This is a genomic window from Actinoplanes sp. NPDC024001 (assembly GCF_040638955.1).
In the GTDB taxonomy this organism is placed as follows: Bacteria; Actinomycetota; Actinomycetes; order Mycobacteriales; family Micromonosporaceae; genus Actinoplanes.
In genome coordinates, this window is the sequence record NZ_JBEZZB010000026.1 from 21,239 (window position 1) to 37,430 (window position 16,192).

The 16,192-nt window shown below is 69.8% G+C and carries 13 protein-coding genes and 1 pseudogene; 11 read left to right on the plus strand and 3 right to left on the minus strand.

The genetic code is table 11. The features are described 5' to 3' along the window. Positions 1 to 25 precede the first annotated feature (25 nt). Entirely contained in the window at positions 26 to 1,063 is a 1,038-nt protein-coding gene (locus AB0F81_RS12915; protein WP_360195529.1) for a zinc-dependent alcohol dehydrogenase family protein, read from the minus strand. Between the two features lie 149 nt (positions 1,064 to 1,212). Here AB0F81_RS12915 and AB0F81_RS12920 point away from each other — a divergent pair, with 149 nt between their 5' ends. From AB0F81_RS12920 to AB0F81_RS12935, 4 genes are all read left to right on the plus strand, one after another. Further along, positions 1,213 to 2,118 (plus strand): ABC transporter ATP-binding protein, encoded by a 906-nt coding sequence (locus AB0F81_RS12920; RefSeq protein ID WP_360195532.1) that lies wholly within the window; start codon positions 1,213 to 1,215, stop codon positions 2,116 to 2,118. Continuing rightward, on the plus strand, positions 2,115 to 3,755 hold the full coding sequence (locus AB0F81_RS12925) for an ABC transporter permease (RefSeq protein WP_360195534.1): 1,641 nt from the start codon (positions 2,115 to 2,117) through the stop codon (positions 3,753 to 3,755). The genes AB0F81_RS12920 and AB0F81_RS12925 overlap by 4 nt, the downstream gene beginning before the upstream one ends. A gap of 129 nt (positions 3,756 to 3,884) precedes the next feature. Then, positions 3,885 to 4,259, plus strand: coding sequence for a VOC family protein (locus tag AB0F81_RS12930; protein WP_360195537.1), 375 nt, complete (start codon positions 3,885 to 3,887; stop codon positions 4,257 to 4,259). 87 nt (positions 4,260 to 4,346) lie between these two features. After that, positions 4,347 to 5,039: a chemotaxis protein CheB gene (locus AB0F81_RS12935; RefSeq protein WP_360195540.1), complete on the plus strand. Its 693-nt coding sequence runs from the start codon at positions 4,347 to 4,349 to the stop codon at positions 5,037 to 5,039. Between the two features lie 45 nt (positions 5,040 to 5,084). On the opposite strand, the gene gap is transcribed toward AB0F81_RS12935, so the two are convergent. Beyond that, a complete protein-coding gene (gap, locus tag AB0F81_RS12940; RefSeq protein ID WP_360195543.1) occupies positions 5,085 to 6,104 on the minus strand; it encodes a type I glyceraldehyde-3-phosphate dehydrogenase in 1,020 nt (339 codons plus the stop codon). 179 nt (positions 6,105 to 6,283) lie between these two features. On the opposite strand from gap, the gene AB0F81_RS12945 reads away from it, so the two are divergent. From AB0F81_RS12945 to AB0F81_RS12960, 4 genes and pseudogenes are all read left to right on the plus strand, one after another. Further along, complete coding sequence (locus tag AB0F81_RS12945; protein ID WP_360195546.1) at positions 6,284 to 8,497, plus strand: glycosyltransferase; 2,214 nt, start codon at positions 6,284 to 6,286, stop codon at positions 8,495 to 8,497. A 55-nt stretch (positions 8,498 to 8,552) separates the two neighbouring features. Then, positions 8,553 to 10,923, plus strand: a pseudogene (locus AB0F81_RS12950) (glycosyl hydrolase family 65 protein). Between the two features lie 358 nt (positions 10,924 to 11,281). Continuing rightward, positions 11,282 to 11,644 (plus strand): hypothetical protein, encoded by a 363-nt coding sequence (locus tag AB0F81_RS12955; RefSeq protein WP_360195550.1) that lies wholly within the window; start codon positions 11,282 to 11,284, stop codon positions 11,642 to 11,644. Beyond that, a complete protein-coding gene (locus tag AB0F81_RS12960) occupies positions 11,641 to 13,191 on the plus strand; it encodes an FAD-dependent monooxygenase (RefSeq protein WP_360195553.1) in 1,551 nt (516 codons plus the stop codon). The genes AB0F81_RS12955 and AB0F81_RS12960 overlap by 4 nt, the downstream gene beginning before the upstream one ends. A 17-nt stretch (positions 13,192 to 13,208) precedes the next feature. Here AB0F81_RS12960 and AB0F81_RS12965 read toward each other — a convergent pair whose 3' ends face one another. Continuing rightward, on the minus strand, positions 13,209 to 13,730 hold the full coding sequence (locus AB0F81_RS12965) for a DUF6448 family protein (protein WP_360195555.1): 522 nt from the start codon (positions 13,728 to 13,730) through the stop codon (positions 13,209 to 13,211). Positions 13,731 to 14,021: 291 nt separating this feature from the next. On the opposite strand from AB0F81_RS12965, the gene AB0F81_RS12970 reads away from it, so the two are divergent. From AB0F81_RS12970 to AB0F81_RS12980, 3 genes are all read left to right on the plus strand, one after another. Continuing rightward, a complete protein-coding gene (locus AB0F81_RS12970) occupies positions 14,022 to 14,546 on the plus strand; it encodes a GNAT family N-acetyltransferase (RefSeq protein ID WP_360195558.1) in 525 nt (174 codons plus the stop codon). A 33-nt stretch (positions 14,547 to 14,579) separates the two neighbouring features. Further along, a complete protein-coding gene (locus AB0F81_RS12975; protein ID WP_360195561.1) occupies positions 14,580 to 14,774 on the plus strand; it encodes a hypothetical protein in 195 nt (64 codons plus the stop codon). 192 nt (positions 14,775 to 14,966) lie between these two features. Then, positions 14,967 to 16,142, plus strand: a complete 1,176-nt coding sequence (locus tag AB0F81_RS12980; protein WP_360195564.1) for a Gmad2 immunoglobulin-like domain-containing protein — start codon at positions 14,967 to 14,969, stop codon at positions 16,140 to 16,142. The last annotated feature ends 50 nt before the right edge of the window (positions 16,143 to 16,192 follow it).

A 16,192-nucleotide genomic window follows, 5' to 3' on the forward strand; every position in this document is an offset into this window, starting at 1 on the left:
CCGCTCGCGCAGGCCACCGTGAGGTTCACCGGGTGAGCAGCACCTTGAGCGCGCCGGTCTGTGCCGGCTTGGCGAACACGTCGTACGCCTGCTCGATGGCCTCCAGGGGGAAGCGGTGGGTGACCAGCTGCGAGACGTCGAGTTGCCCCTCGGTCAGCATGTGCAGCAGCTTCGGTGTCGAGTACGTGTCCACCAGCCCCGTCGTGATCGTGACGTTGCGGATCCACAGGTCTTCCAGGTGCAGCGTGGCGGGCTTGCCGTGCACGCCGATGTTGGCGACCGTCCCGCCGGGGCGCACCAGCGTCGTGCACAGCTCGAAGGTCTGCGGGGTGCCCACGGCCTCCATGACGACGTCGGCCCCGAGTCCGTCGGTGAGCCCGCGAATCGCCTCCAGCGGCACCCGCTCCGGGGTGAGCGTCACGTCCGCGCCGAGGTTCTTCGCGGCCTGCAACCGGCTCTCGGCCTTGTCGATCGCCACGATGTGCGCGGGCGAGTACAACTTGGCGGTGATGATCGCGGCGAGCCCGATCGGCCCGGCACCGACCACCACCACGGTGTCACCGGGACGCACTTTGCCATTGAGCACGCCGACCTCGTACGAGGTGGGCAGGATGTCGGCCAGCATGACCGCGGCCTCGTTGCTCACCTGCTGGGGCAGCTTATACGTGGACAGGTCAGCGAACGGGATACGGGCGTACTCCGACTGCACCCCGTCGATCGTGTGGCCCAGGATCCAGCCGCCGCCCGCCAGGCACTGGCCGTAGACACCCTCGCGGCAGAACCGGCAGGTTCCGCACGCCGAGATGCAGGAGGCCAGCACCCGGTCCCCGACCGCCAGGCCGGATACCGCGGAGCCGAGCTCGACGATCGTGCCGACCGCTTCGTGCCCGAGCACCCGGCCCGGCGTCACCTCTGGCACATCCCCGCCCAGGATGTGCAGGTCCGTCCCGCAGATGGTGACCGCGTCGACCTGGATCACCGCGTCCCGCGGGTCGCGCACCTTCGCATCCGGGATCTCGGTCCAGTGCCGCTCACCCGCTCCGCCGTACACGAGTCCTCTCATGACTTTCTCCTTCTCTGTTGAAGGGATTTGCGCTACGGCCGACGATGCGCGGCCGCCGGAGGCTTCGGTAAGGGCCGAAGGACCGTATTCCTGTGGTGGCGGGACCTCAGGCACTGCCGGACACCGCATCCGAAGGGGAGGCTGAAGCCATGGAGGCCATCGAGGTACGTGATCTGACGCGCGCGTACGGGCCGGTACGCGCCGTCGACGGCATCAGCTTCACCGTCGGTGACGGCGAGATCTTCGCCCTGCTCGGGCCCAACGGCGCCGGCAAGACCACCACCGTGGAGATCTTGGAGGGCTACCGTACGCGCGACGCCGGCACCGTACGCGTGCTGGGCTTCGATCCCGCGACCGGCGGCATGGCGTACCGCTCGCGGATCGGGGTGGTGCTGCAGTCGGCCGGGTTCGAGGAGGAGTTCACCGTACGCGAGCTGGTCCGGCTGCAGACCGGGCTCTACCCGCGCGCCCACGACCCCGACGAGCTGATCGACCTGGTCGGGCTCGCCGACAAGCGGACGACCCGGGTGAAGGGGCTCTCCGGCGGTCAGCGGCGCCGGCTGGACCTGGCGCTCGGCCTGGCCGGGGCACCCGACCTGCTCTTCCTCGACGAGCCCACGACCGGATTCGACCCGGCCGCCCGCCACCACGCCTGGGACCTGATCGCGAACCTACGCGAGCTCGGCACGACGATCCTGCTGACCACCCACTACCTGGACGAGGCGCAGCGCCTCGCGGACCGGGTGGCGGTCATGCTCGCCGGCCGGCTGATCGGGGTCAACACTCCCGAGCGGCTGCGCGACGAGAGCCACCTGTCCACCGAGATCAGGTTCGGCCTGCCGCCGAACGTCTCGGTGAGCGAGTTGCCGGCGCTCAGCGCACCGCCGTCGGTGACTGCGGGACAGGTACGCATGGCTACTCACGTGCCCGTGGCGGACGCCGGGCGCCTCACCGGCTGGGCGACCGACCGTGGCCTCGACCTGCCGGACTTCGCCGTCGTCCCGCCGACCTTGGAGGACGTCTACCTCGCACTGACCGAGGAGAACCCCCGATGACCGTCCAGCAGACGATCCCGGCGCGCCCGCCGGTGCGGCGGCGGCCTGCCGTGGCGCTGCGGTCGCTGACCGGGCACGCCGTACGCGCCTTCGCGCGCAACCCGATCGCCGCGTTCTTCACTCTCGCCTTCCCGCTCACCTTCCTGGTCATCGTCGCCACCATCATCGGGGACCAGGACGCCGGCGGCGTTCCGATCGCCCAGTTCCTGGTGTCGCCGTTCGCCGTCTTCGGCGTGGCGCAGGCGTCCTTCGTCCTGGTCGCCGTCGACACCGCGGTGCTGCGCGACAACGGCGTGCTGCTGCGCCTGCGCGCGGCCCCCGTTCCCGCGTGGACCGTGCTGGCATCGCGGATCGGCGCGTCGGTGGTCGCCTCCGGCGCGGCGGTGGCCCTGCTGACCGCGGTAGGTGTCCTCGCGTACGACGTGCAGATCATCTGGCGCAAGGTGCCGGCGCTGCTGGTGACGCTGCTGCTCGGCATCGCATGCTGCGCCGCCCTCGGACTGGCGCTGGCCTGCCTGACGCGTACCGTGCTGGCCGCGCAGACCCTGGCGCAAGGCCTGCTGATCACCCTGGCCTTCATCTCGGACGTCTTCATCGTCGGCGCCGAACTGCCGCGCTGGCTGGACGTCACCGGGTCGGTGCTGCCGCTGAAACACTTCGCTCAGGCCATGGCCGCGACCTTCCACCCCGGCCCCGGGTACGGCTTCGAACCGGCCCACTTGGCCGTTCTGCTGATCTGGACGGTCGCCGGGGTGCTCGTCGCCCGCGCGAGGTTCTCCTGGCAGCCACGCCCGGCCTCCTCGCCGCCGGCCGGGCCGGCATCGCAAGCAGCGACGCCACGGCCCGCCCGCCTGTCGGCGCCGTCCGCGAGGGGTGAGCGGACACCGCTTACCCTGCTGCGGGGACAGATCGGCTATGCCCTGCTCGGGCTGCGCCGCGACGCCCTGTCGGTGTTCTTCGCCGTGGTGTTCCCCGCCCTGCTCCTGGCCCTGTTCCCCACCGTCTTCGGCAACGGCCGGGTGCACGGCATGTCGATGGCCCAGTACCTGTACGCCGGAATGATCGCCTACACGGCGGCGGTGGTCGCGTACGTCGACATGCCGGAAGCGGTGGTCGGTGCCCGCGCCGCCGGGGTCCTCAAACGGCTGCGCGGCACTCCCCTGCCGTTCCGCTCGTACTTCATCGGCCGGGTCTGCGCCGCGCTGCTCGTCTCGCTGCTCGCCACCGCCGTGCTGACCATCGTGGGCGCCGGCTTCCTGGACGTCGACCTCGCCGCGGTGCGCATGCCGGCACTGCTGATCGCGATCGCCGCCGGCTCGCTGTGCTTCGCCGCGCTGGGCCTGGCCGTCGCGGCGCTGCTGCCGTCGGCACGCTCCATCGTGGCCGTCACGCTCGGCACGCTGCTGCCGCTCTGTTTCGTCTCGGAGATCTTCGTCGTCGGCGATCAACCACTACCCGGCTGGCTGACCAGCGTCGCCGGCGTCTTCCCGCTGCGCCATCTGCTCGGCGCGGTGCTCACCGCGACCGACCCGGCATCCACCGGCGCCGGGTTCACCGCCGGAAACCTGGCGGTGCTGGCCGCATGGACGGCGGCCGGTGCCCTGGTGGCCTGGCGCCGCCGCACCGCCCTTTCCTGAAGGTGCCCCAACGGACTGCGAGAGCACGCCGGCACGCCTGCGCCATTCGGGACCATCGGCTCTGGCCCTCCTTCCCGCGTGGTGTGAGGACTGAGGGAGGGACGAGAAAATGAGGAGGAGGTTGTCACCATGACGCATCCAGTGGTGCACTGGGAGATCGGTGGCCACAGCCTGCCGGCGTTGAGCGACTTCTACGCCAAGGCGTTCGGCTGGAAGATCGACGAGGCAGATGAGAACTACTGCCTTGTCCACCCGGCCGACGGTGGACTCGGTGGCGGCCTGATGCAGACTCACGACCAGATGCCACCCTACGTGACCATCTACGTCCAGGTGGATAACCTGGAGGAGGAGCTCAAGACGATCGCCGGCCTCGGAGGCACGATGCTGATGCCGCCAACCGCGATCAACGACAACGCGTCCTTCGCACTCTTCCAGGACCCGGCCGGCAACATCGTCGGGCTGCTCCGGACAAGCGAACCGATCAACAGCCAGCCAGCCAGGTGACGCAACGGCCGAGCTTTCTCCACCCGGGGCAGATCGGCTTCCACCGAGCTGCGATCACCGGGGCCGGCAGGCGACGGGAGGCAGTTAATGGCGACGATGGGCCACCGTCCACCGATAGTGGCGCTGGTCTGCTCGGCAGGCGGCCTACCGGCGATCGAGCACATCCTTTCGGAACTGACGCCGGGCTTCCCGGCCGCGGTGATCGTGCTCCGCCATCACAACCCGTACGCCCGCGACCGGCTCGCCGCCATTTTGCGACGCTCCAGCCGGCTTCCGGTGTGGCCCGCCCGGGACGGCGACCAGCTGATCGCCGGGCAGGTGCTCGTCGCGCCGGCGGGGTACCACACTGTGGTGACCTGCGACCGCACCATCGCGCTGGTGCCCTCTGGTGATCGCCCGCCGTATCGGCCGTCCGCGGACTTGCTGCTGACCAGCATGGCGGTCGCCGCCGGTAGTCAAGCGATCGCGGTGGTTCTCTCCGGTTACGGCAACGACGGCGCGACCGGCGCAACTGCCGTCCATCACCTGGGCGGCATGGTTGTCGCCAGCGACGAGCCCAGCTCGGCGGTGTTCGCGATGCCGAACGCGACGATCAGCCGAGACGAGATCATCGATCATGTGTGCCCGGTCGGCGAGATCGCGGCCCTCCTGGCCGCATCACTCACCGACCGAGTCACGCCGCTATGCCGGAATCACCTCTCTCCGGCACCGGCGGCGGATGCTCCACGTCGTCGCGGGCGGCCAGCCGGGCAAGTGCGTGCTGGTCCTGGCGACGACTGATCGCGCCACAGACAGCTGCGCTGTCAGCGCGCCCTTCTCTGGTGATCAGCGGCCGGCGCCGGCCAAATGCCGGGTCACGTCGACCAGCCGGTTGGTGTAGCCCCACTCGTTGTCGTACCAGCCGAAGACCTTGGCCAGCCGGCCGTGCACCTGGGTCAGCCCGGCGTCGAAGACGCAGGACGCCGGATCGCCGACGATGTCGGTCGACACGATCGGCGCTTCGGTGTAGCTGATTATCCCCCGCAGACCCGGCTCCGCGGCGGCAGCCGCCACCGCCTTGTTGATCTCCGCGGCACTCGCCGCACGCTCCAGCACGAGCGAAAGGTCGCTGATCGAACCGTCCACGACGGGGACCCGCAGGGCCACCCCGTCCAGCCGGCCGGCGAGCTCCGGAATGACGACACCGACTGCCTTGGCCGCTCCGGTGCTGGTCGGAATGATGTTCACCGCCGCCGCCCGGGCCCGGCGCGGATCCTTGTGCGGCGCGTCGAGGACGTTCTGGTCATTGGTGTACGCATGCACCGTCGTCAGGTAGCCACTCTCGATGCCGAACACCTCGTGTAGCACCTTGAGCAGCGGTGCGACGCAGTTCGTGGTGCACGAGGCGGCGGAGAGCACCTGGTGGCGCACGGGGTCGAAGGTCTCCATATTGACGCCCGGCACCAAGGTGGCGTCCACGCCCTTGCCGGGTGCGGAGATCAGGACTCGCTTGGCGCCCGCTTTGAGGTGCAGCGCCGCGTCGTCGCGGGTCCGCAGCTTGCCGGTGGACTCGATCACCAGGTCGACGTTCAGATCCGCCCACGGCAGGACATCGGGCGTACGCGACGAGAAGGTGCGGATCCGGTGCTCATCGACGGTCAGCACGTCACCGTCGTAACCGACGTCTATGCCCAGCCTGCCGAAGGTGGAGTCGTACTCCAGCAAGTGCACGAGCATCGCAGGGTCGTACAGGTCGTTGACGGCAACGACTCGCAGGTCCGAGCCGGCCAGGTCGCTGCTCAGCAGGCGACGCAGGTAATTACGGCCGATCCGGCCGAAACCGTTGATGGCGATGGAATAGGTCATGGTGTTCCTCCCGTCCTTTCCTTCCACACTGCTGCCGGACGGCCGTGGGGAACAGGGCCGAAAGGCATGTCCGGATCGCCCACGGCCTGGCGCTATCTGGAAGACAGCGGGGCTGTCGGAGGACCTACGTCCCTGTTACGCCGCGGGAGCACGGGGTCACCCTGAATGAGGGTGTGCCGATGTTGACCACGCTGCTACTCGCCGGACTCGTCACCGCGCCGCTGAGTTCGCTGATGTTGTTCCTGCCACTCAGACGCCCACGCGAGGTCTCCGGGCCATGGCCGGCCGCCCGGCGGATCCTGCTGTCGCTGGCGGTCACCGCATTGTTCGCCGCCGTCGTCTCGGTGATCCTGTGGCGCCTTACGGACGATCGCTCGCTGGTGCTGAACACGGTGACCGTCTTCGTCGTCGCCAGCATCGCGTGGATGCCGTTCACGCGGCAATGGAACGCGCGTGCGCATGTGGCGTGGGCCTCGAGCATCTTCCTGTTCGCCGCCTACCTGATCTTCATCACGCAGTGGACGCTCTCCAGCGGGCTGGGCTTCTGGGGCATCGTGGGCGGGCTGCTGCTGTGCCTGTTCGAACTGATGGCGGCGCTCATGGCCGCGGCCTACCTGTGGGAGCTGTGCGACGTTCTCGGCCGCGAGCAATGGCACCGGCGGATCACGGTGGACCGTTCCGTGGAACTCGCTCGCCGCAGCGTCACCCGGCCCGCAAGTACATTGCCCTTCGTCAGCCTGCACGTGCCGGCGCACAACGAGCCGCCCGACATGGTCATCGACACGCTGCGGCGCATGCTGCGCATTGACTACCCCCGGTACGAGATCATCGCGATCGACGACAACACCGGCGATGAGGCGATGTGGCGGCCGGTGCAGGCCTGGTGCGCCCGCCACCGGGTGAAGTTCATGCATCTGACCGAGTGGCCGGGATACAAGTCCGGCGCGCTCAACTATGCGTTCGGGGAGCTGATCGACCCCGCCGCCGAGATCATCGGCGTGGTGGACTCCGACTACCGCATCGACAGCGGCTTCCTGCGCCGGTGCGTGCCTCTGTTCGACGACCCGCAGGTCGGGTTCATCCAGGCGCCGCAGGACTACCGGGACTGGCATTCCGTGCCGTACCTGCGCCGCCTCTACTACTCGTACCGCTACTTCTTCGCCGTGTCCCAGCCGTCCCGCAACGAACGCGACGGGGCGATCTTCGCCGGGACGATGGGCCTGATCCGCCGGGAGGCGCTACGCGACGTCGGAGGCTGGGACGAGTGGTGCATCACCGAGGACGCCGAACTGTCGCTGCGCCTGCTGCGGGGCGGGTGGACCGGCCTGCACGTCGACGCCTCGATGGGACGCGGCGTGATGCCGCTGACCTTCGAGGCACTCAAGAGCCAGCGCTACCGGTGGTGCTTCGGCGGCATCCAGATCATGCGAATGCACTTCCGGTCGCTGCTGCCCGGACCGCGGACCGAGCACAACCGGCTGTCGCTGGGGCAGCGGTGGGCGTATCTGTCCGGCGTGCTGCAGTGGTACGGCGACCTGCTCGGCCTGATCTTCTTCGTGTTCCTGCTGACCGGGGCGGTGAACCTCGCCCTCGGCGGCGAACAGCTGTTCCGTCGGCTCTCCCCCTTCCTGGTCGCCGCCGTGCCCGTTCTGATCGTGGTCGGCCTGCTGCGCGCGATCGCGCTGTTGCGCCACGAGACCGGGGCGACGTGGCGGGACGCCCTCGGCGCGTTCCTCGTCTGGCAGTCCACCGCCCTGGTGGTGGCGAGGGCATCGGTGCAGGGTCTGTTCGCTCGGCGTGCCGAGTTCCTCCGGACGCCGAAGACCGGCGAGCACGAGACCTTCTGGCAGGCGCTGCGTGCCAACCGGGCGGAAACCCTGCTGGCCGTCCTCGGTGTCGCTGGCATCGCCGCAGCACTGACCCGGTTCGACACGCCGAGCGGGCCGCTGCTGGCCGCGTTGCTCGTCCTGCCCACGCTGGGCATGGCAGCCGCCCCGTACAACAGTCTGGCTGCCCAGCGCGCCATGCTGCCGCCGGAGCTGGCCGCTCGCCGGCGCTCGGAATGGCAGCGCGACCGGCGCGCCGTGCTCGCCGGCACGACCGCGGGCGCCACCCTTGCCGGCGCCGCGGTCGCGGTCGTGGCCCTGGTCACCCTGCTGACCGCGCCCAACGCCGCCCCGGTACGGCCCAACCTCAACCCCGAACCGGCAACCCGGCCCACCACCACGGCGCCGGTCACCCCGGCACCGAGCGAAGCCCCCTCGCCTCCGCCGTCCGAGCCTTCGCCGTCCCCGTCCGAGGTCTCGCCGTCCGAGGAGCCGCCGGTGAGTCCCTTCGCACCCAGCACCTCACCGGCCGGCACGCAGGCGCCGAGCAGCCCGCCCACCGGCTGACCCCGCTGCCGTGGAGGATGGAGTCGTCGTGGTCGCACGACTGAACGGAGTCCCTATGATCCGGCATCCGGCGTACCCCGTGGAGCCGTGGCAGCTACGCGAGACCTACCTCGACCCCGCCCTCCTGGCCCGATCCGAATCGATCTTCGCGCTCTCCAACGGCCACCTCGGGCTGCGGGGCAATCTCGACGAAGGCGACCCGCACGCCCTGCCGGGGACCTATCTCAACTCCTTCTACGAACTGCGGCCCCTGCCGTACGCCGAGGGTGGCTACGGCTATCCCGAGTCCGGCCAGACAATCGTCAACGTCACCAACGACAAGCTGATCCGCCTCCTGGTGGACGACGAGCCGTTCGACGTACGAGACGGGCGGCTCCACCGGCACGAGCGGGTGCTGGATCTGCGCGACGGGGTCCTGCGACGTGAGGTCGAGTGGGAGTCCGGGGCCGGCCGGACGGTACGAATCCGCTCGACACGTCTCGTCTCGTTCACCCAGCGATCGATCGCGGCAATCGAGTACGAGGTGGCGCCGCTCGACACACCGGTCCGGGTGATCGTCCAGTCCGAGCTGGTGGCGAACGAAGTGCTGCCCGGGCCGCTCAGGGATCCGCGGGTGTCGGCCGTGCTGGAGGCGCCGCTCGTGGCTGAGGATCGCCACGCCGGCGGGAGCGGGGCGCTGCTGGTACACGTCACCCGCGAGAGCGGGCTGCGGGTGGCCGCCGCGATGGACCATCTCGTCGACGGCCCGCCCGGCGTTCGGTGCAGCAGCGAGGTCGAGCCCGACCTGGCCCGCACGACGGTGGTCTGCCGGCTGGCGCCCGGGCAACGGTTGCGCCTGGTCAAACTGGTGGCGTACGGCTGGTCGAGCCGGCGTTCGCTGCCCGCGATCCGTGACCAGGTCGTCGCCGCTATCGAAGGCGCCCGGTTCGAGGGTTGGGCCGGGCTGCGCACAGCGCAGCGCGCCTACCTGGACGCCTTCTGGGACGGCGCCGACATCGAGCTCGACGGCGACGCCGAGGTGCAGCAGGCCGCCCGCCTGGCCATGTTTCACGTCCTGCAAGCCGGCGCACGGGCCGAGAAACGGCCGATCGCGGCCAAGGGCCTGACCGGCCCCGGGTACGACGGCCACGTGTTCTGGGACACCGAACGTTACGTGCTCCCGGTTCTCACCTATCTGCAACCTGGCGCGGCCGCCGATGCCCTGAGCTGGCGTCACGCGACGCTCGACCTGGCCCGGGAGCGAGCGGCCACGCTCGGCTGGGCCGGCGGTGCCTTTCCCTGGCGCACGATCCGCGGGCACGAATGCTCCGGCTACTGGCCGGCCGGCACGGCAGCCGTGCACATTGCCGCCGATATCGCCGACGCGGTGATCCGGTACGTCAACGCGACCGGCGACGAGGCGTTCGACCGGGATGCCGGCGTCGAGTTGCTGGTGGAGACGGCGCGGCTGTGGGTCTCGTTCGGCCACTACGACCGGCACGGCGATTTCCATCTGCACGGCGTCACCGGGCCGGACGAATACACCGCCGTCGCCGACGACAACGTCTACACCAATCTGATGGCCCGGCGGAACCTGACCGCGGCGGCCGACGCCGCAGCACGCCATCCTGCCCGGGCGCACGGGCTCGGCGTCGGCGACGAGGAGATCGCGGCCTGGCGGGCCGCCGCAACGGCCATGAGCGTGCCGTACGACGCAGAACTGGGCGTACATCCCCAGGTCCGCGGATTCACGCTGATGAAGGAATGGGACTTCGCGGCCACCCAGCCGGCGGACTACCCGTTGATGCTGCATTTCCCGTACCTGGATCTGTACCGCAGCCAGGTCGTCAAGCAGACCGATCTCGTGCTCGCCCTGCACTGGTGCGGCGATGCGTTTCAGCCCGCAGGACAAGGCCCGCAACTTCGACTACTACGAGCGCCGCACCGTCCGCGACTCCTCGCTGTCCGCGTGCACCCAGGCCGTCCTCGCCGCGGAGGTGGGGCACTTAGAGCTGGCTCACGACTACATCGGTGAGGCCGTGCTCATGGATCTCTACGACCTGCACCACAACACCCGCGACGGGGTGCACATCGCCTCCCTGGCCGGGGCCTGGCTGTCCCTGGTCGCCGGGCTCGGCGGCATGCGCGATCATGGCGGGCGGCTGTGCTTCGCGCCTCGTCTGCCCCGCCGTATCGAACGGCTGGCTTTCTCCCTGCTCTGGCGCGGGCTGCGCCTGCACGTGACCGTACGTCCGCAAGAGGCCGTCTACTCCCTGCGCGCGGCCGAGGCCGACGCCAAGGTGGAGCTATGGCACCACGGCGAGCCGCTGATCCTCACCACCGCCGTCCCGGTGACCCGGCCTATCTCCCCGATCACGCCGCTGACCGGTCCGCCGGTTCAGCCGCCGGGGCGCAGCCCTGATCACCGGCCGCGTCTCCTCCGATAGCCGAGCCGTTCCAGACACCACGCCCGCGTACGCCAGAGGCGAACGGCCCGCACATCGGTCCGGCAGCCGCGGTCCTTAGACCCTGACGGTGGTCGCAAGGTGGCGAGAGCATGACGGTGTATCCACCGTCCCGGACCGTCCGTCGAAGGAGGCCGCCATGCAGGAATCACCACTGCCCTTGCCCGCCGCGGCACGGGCAGTCACTCGCTGCACGGCCGTGACCGCCGGTCTGCTGGCCCGCCGGAGACTGCACTTGCCGCGTACCCACGTGGGCCGGCGGTTGTCCTTCGGCGACGGCACTACGGCACCGATCTACCGGGACACTGTTCTCGACCGGCCAGCGCCGGATGATCCGTGCGTGCTCGTGGTGAAGTTCCAGCTGCGAGGTGTGCATGGCCGCGGGCACGATCTCTTCCGGGCGGAGAGCATCCTCAACACGCCGCTGTTCGCCGGCTTCCCCGGCTTCGTGTCCAAGCTGTGGTTGGCCCATGACTATCACGGTGTCTACCGCGGGGTGTACGAATGGGACGGCCCCGCACTCGCCGCCGGATACGCCCGCGCGCTGTGGTGGGTCCTGGCACTGGTCAGCCACCGTGCCTCCATCAACTACCAGGTCCTTCCCCATCTCACTCGCGCCGACGCCCTCGACCGCTCCACCGCGTGGTCCGCCGCGACAACCGGGGCCGACCATGCCTGGTGGTGTCTTGTCGAGACGGCATGAACGCCCCGGTGGACGTCCTCGTGGTCGGCGCCGGGCCCGTGGGCCTGACCCTGGCGTTGCAGGCGAGCGCGCTCGGCGCGAGCGTGCGAGTGGTGGAACGCCGACCGCAACCCTTCCGGCCGTCGCGCGCGCTGATCGTGCATCCCCGCACGCTGGAGGTCCTGCGCCCACTCGATGTCGTCGACACGGTGCTGCACCACGCCGACCCGGCTCCTCGGGCGAGTCTGCACGTCGCGAACACCGTGGTGCCAGCGTCCCTGGAAAACCTCGGGCTGCGGGACACCCCCTATCCACACCTCACTTTGGTACGGCAGACCGACATCGAAACCGTGCTGTCCGCCGCGCTAGCCGAACGCGGCGTTCCGGTGAATCGCGGCACGGAACTGGTTGACTTCTCGGCCGGCCGGGACGGATCACCGGCGGATGCGGTGCTCCGCTCTGCCGGTGACACCGTCCGCCTGCACTGCCGCTGGGTCGCCGGCTGCGACGGCGCGGACAGTACCGTACGCGCTCTGGCCGATCTCGATCGGCGCGAAACTGCCTACCGACATGAGATTCTGCTCGGGGATGTGGACCTCAACGGCGTCTCGCCCTCCGAACCGGTGCACATCCATGCCGGGCGGTACGGCCTGTGCTTCCTCTTTCCGCTGGGCGAGCAGGCTCCGTGGCGACTGCTGATCACCCGGCCGGTCAGCGGCCCGGCCGGCGGTGCCGGACGCCCCGGCCCGGCACCGGGCGGTGCGGAGTTGCAGGCTCTGCTGGACCGTTCCGAAGTGCCGGTACGGATCACGGCCGTCGCCTGGTCCACCCGGCTACGTCTGCGGCACGGCGTCGCGCGGGCGTATCGCCGGGGGCCATTGTTCCTGGCCGGCGACGCGGCGCATGTACATTCCCCGGCCGGTGGCCTCGGCATGAACGTCGGCGTGCAGGACGCGGTGAACCTCGGTTGGAAGCTGGCGCAGGCTCGCCGCAGCACGCGGCCAGACTGGCTGCTCGACTCGTATGCCGCCGAACGCCGCCGCGCCGCGCTCCGGGCGCTGCGACTGACAAACCTGATTTTCTACGCCGAGTCCGGGACAGATCCCGTCGCCGCCTTCACCCGCGGCGTCCTGCTGCCCGTCGCCGCCCCGCTCCTGCCGGTCGCGTTACGCCGGCGGCGGCTCGTCGCCGGCGCCGCGCGGCTGTTGGGACAGCTCAGCCTCAGTTACCGGGGCAGCCCGCTGTCCCTCGCCGCACCGCGCCGTTCCAGCGCATGCCGGCCGGGCGACCGCCTGCCGGACCAGGTGGTCGAGGTCGACCGCCGGAGCGTACGGCTGCACGAGCTGACCGCCCGTCCAGGCGTACATCTGCTTCTGGACCGGGACGCGTCCGCGATCGTCGCGGGTAGCGAGATCGTGCACGTCCACCGGCTCAGCAGCGCGCGCGGCCGCGGCGTCACGGTGGTGCGCCCCGACGGACACGTGGGGGCGCAGGCCGAGCGTGCTGACGACCCCGCCGTGAGCACGTGGCTGGCCGCGATCGGCGCCCGGATCACCACGGAGACCTGAGGGGTGTCAATGGCGGCTCACCCGGCGTGCACTCGCGGACCGGCGTGCAGCATCCGGTAGACACGGTGACTGAAGACCTCGAAGGCGAGCATCGCATCGACGTACTCCCGGGCGGCCGCTACCGAGGTGCGGCGGGCGGCGGCGAGATCCCGTACCCGGCGCAGCCGGCGCGTCAGTTCGGCGTGCAGGTCAACCGTGAGCCGCCGATAGACCTCCTCGACGTCTCCGGTAGCGACGGCTCGCTCCGCCAGTGGAATCACCGGCCCGACATCGAGACCGGCGGGTTTGAGCCCGGTGTACGGTGCGTTCTCACCGGCTCGGTGCAGCCGCACCACAGTCTCGAAGAACCACTGTCGCGCCAGTGCGGCCGGCTCACCGCCAGCTTGCTGCAGAGGCGACACCCGGTCGAACGCGTTCCTGATCTCGTCCTCGCTGCCCGCAGGAACGTACGGCAGCACCAACTCGACATCGGCAGTGGTCAAGGCTTCGCGGGCAGCGGTGACGACTGGGCCGTCGAGGGAGTCACAATGCGGAGGCATATCCGATCCTTCCCGTGGCGGAGGAGCGACTGCGAGGCCGGGCGGTAGCCCGAGCGGCTCTGGTCAGCGCCACTCCACCAGTTCCAGCCTCGCTCCTGGCCACCTGGCCCGGCAGGGGCGTTCGGCCCGCAGTCCTCGGCCTCCGGCCTCTGCTCACCGCGCTCGGCGAAGGCTCACGCTCAGGAAGGGACGGCCGACGGTCGTTCACGACTACGTCACTCACTCAGGAGCGGACCGATGAATCAGCGAACTCTTCCGGCGCCTCCGAGCCGAGCGCCGACCTCCGACGCTGTGCGCATCGAGGTTGTCCACGACGTCAACGACGAAATGGTGAAAGCCTTCGGCCGGCTGTTGCCTCAGCTGTCGGCGACCGCCCGGGCCGTCGATGCCGACGCCCTGCGGACCGTCCTCGGGTGGCAGAGCAACCGCCTGCTGGTCGCGTACGTGCAAGGCGAAATCGTCGGCACGCTCACCCTCGTGGTGTTTCCCATTCCCACCGGCATGCGGGCCTGGATCGAGGACGTCGTGGTCGACGAATCGGCCCGCGGCCATGGTGTCGGGGCGGCCCTGACCCTGGAAGCCGTCCGGCTTGCCCGCAGTGCCGGGGCGCGGACCGTCGACCTCACCTCGCGGCCGTCACGCCAGGCCGCCAACCGCCTGTACGAGCGGCTGGGGTTCCAGCTCCGCGATTCGAAGGTGTACCGGCTGGTGCAGAACGAAACCCGCCAGGACGCACCCGGGTCCGATGGCCCTGGCGACAGAGCCCTCCCGGCGACAGGCTGGAGGCCGGTGCATCAACCCGATCGCCACTGGTGACAACGGCCAGCCGAACACAACCGGAGGAACACCATGCAGATCGACAGAGCAGCGATCGTCGCGACACTGCGTACCCGAGGACTCTTCGAACGTGCCGCGTGGGTTGATCGGCAACTGCCCCCGCTGGTCGACGTCGCACGCAACGCGTCCTTGCTGAGAACCCTCGGCATCGACCCGGAGGAAATCGCGAAACAGCCCGTCGCAAGGCCTACCTCATTACCGGTCTGACAAGGGGGCACCGGTTCGCGTCCGAACAATCAATGGGTCCCGCCGAGGCGGGCCATCAGCCTCTGATCACGGTACCGCGCTGGTCGTAGCGTTGGATTGTAGGAGCGGCGTCTGATGTCGCCGGCTCGGCATCGGGAGTCTGCGGCAGTCCTCCGCAACCCTTGCGCCTCTCCGAAATCACAGGAGGCGACCATGTATCTCTCGACGAGATCTCGATGGATGGCAGCCGCGATCGGCGTCTTCATCGCCGTCACGCTGGTATTGAGCGGCATCTGGCTGGCCGCCCGCGACAACACCGGCGGCAGCACAACGCCGCCGCTCGCCGTCCCGCCCGCCAGCCCCGCTCCAAGCTCGTCCCCCGGCGCAACGCCGGGTACAGCTGCTGACACCGTGCCGGCCACGATGACGGTCAAGGTCTACTTCCATCGCGGCCCGGCCGACGATCCAACCAAGGTCGTCGCGGTACCGCGCAGTGTGCCGCGCAGCCCGAAAGTGGCCACCGCGGCGCTGACCCAGCTGCTGGCCGGGCCCACCCGCGCGGAGCGCGACGCGGGCTACTGGTCGGTCTTCACCGCCGCCACCGCCGGAAAACTGCGCAGTGTCCGGGTCGCCGACTCGGTCGGCTACGCCGACTTCCGTGACTTGCGGCCGGTCATGCCGACCGCCGGATCCAGCGCCGGAACCGCGGCGTTCCTCACCGAGCTCGACACCACCTTCAAGCAGTTCGGCACCGTGCATCGAACGTTGTACTCCCTCAACGGTGACGTCGCGGCGTTCTACGAGTGGCTCCAGTTGTCGCCGCCGGAGAACACGGCGCCGACCCTGGCCAAGGCTCGGCAGGTCGCCCGCGCTTGGCTGACCGACGTGACCGGCATGCAAAACATCACCGTCCAGAGTTCGCAGTGGCGCAGCGACTTCATCGCCACGGTGGACGTCCGACCCCGGATCGGCGAGCACCGGTCCATGGTCGGTCCGCTCAGCCGGGTGGTCCTGGGTGAGTCGGGTGCGTCGTTCAACGTGCTCGGCGTCACCACCGGCACCATCGTCGTCGACCAGCCGGCCGACGCCATCACGCCCAGTGACCTCGCGGTCGTCACCTCGCCGCTGACCATCAGCGGCAAGGCGCTCGCCTTCGAGGGCAACATCAACATTCGCGTGGTGCAAATCCGTAACGGCGTCGTGCGACAACTCGGGGCGGGCCACGTCACCGGAGGCGGCGATGTGATGCGGCCCTTCACCGGCGAGATCGCCTTCGCCGCACCGAGTACCGACATCGGCTGGCTCCTCGCATCGGAGCTGTCCGCGTACAACGGTGCGGTCACCAAGCTGACGGCAGTCCGGGTGGCCTTCACCCACTTGCCAGGCTAAGGATCGATACCGGCGCTCTACGATGCAGGTCGGCGTGCGCACTGGAGGGC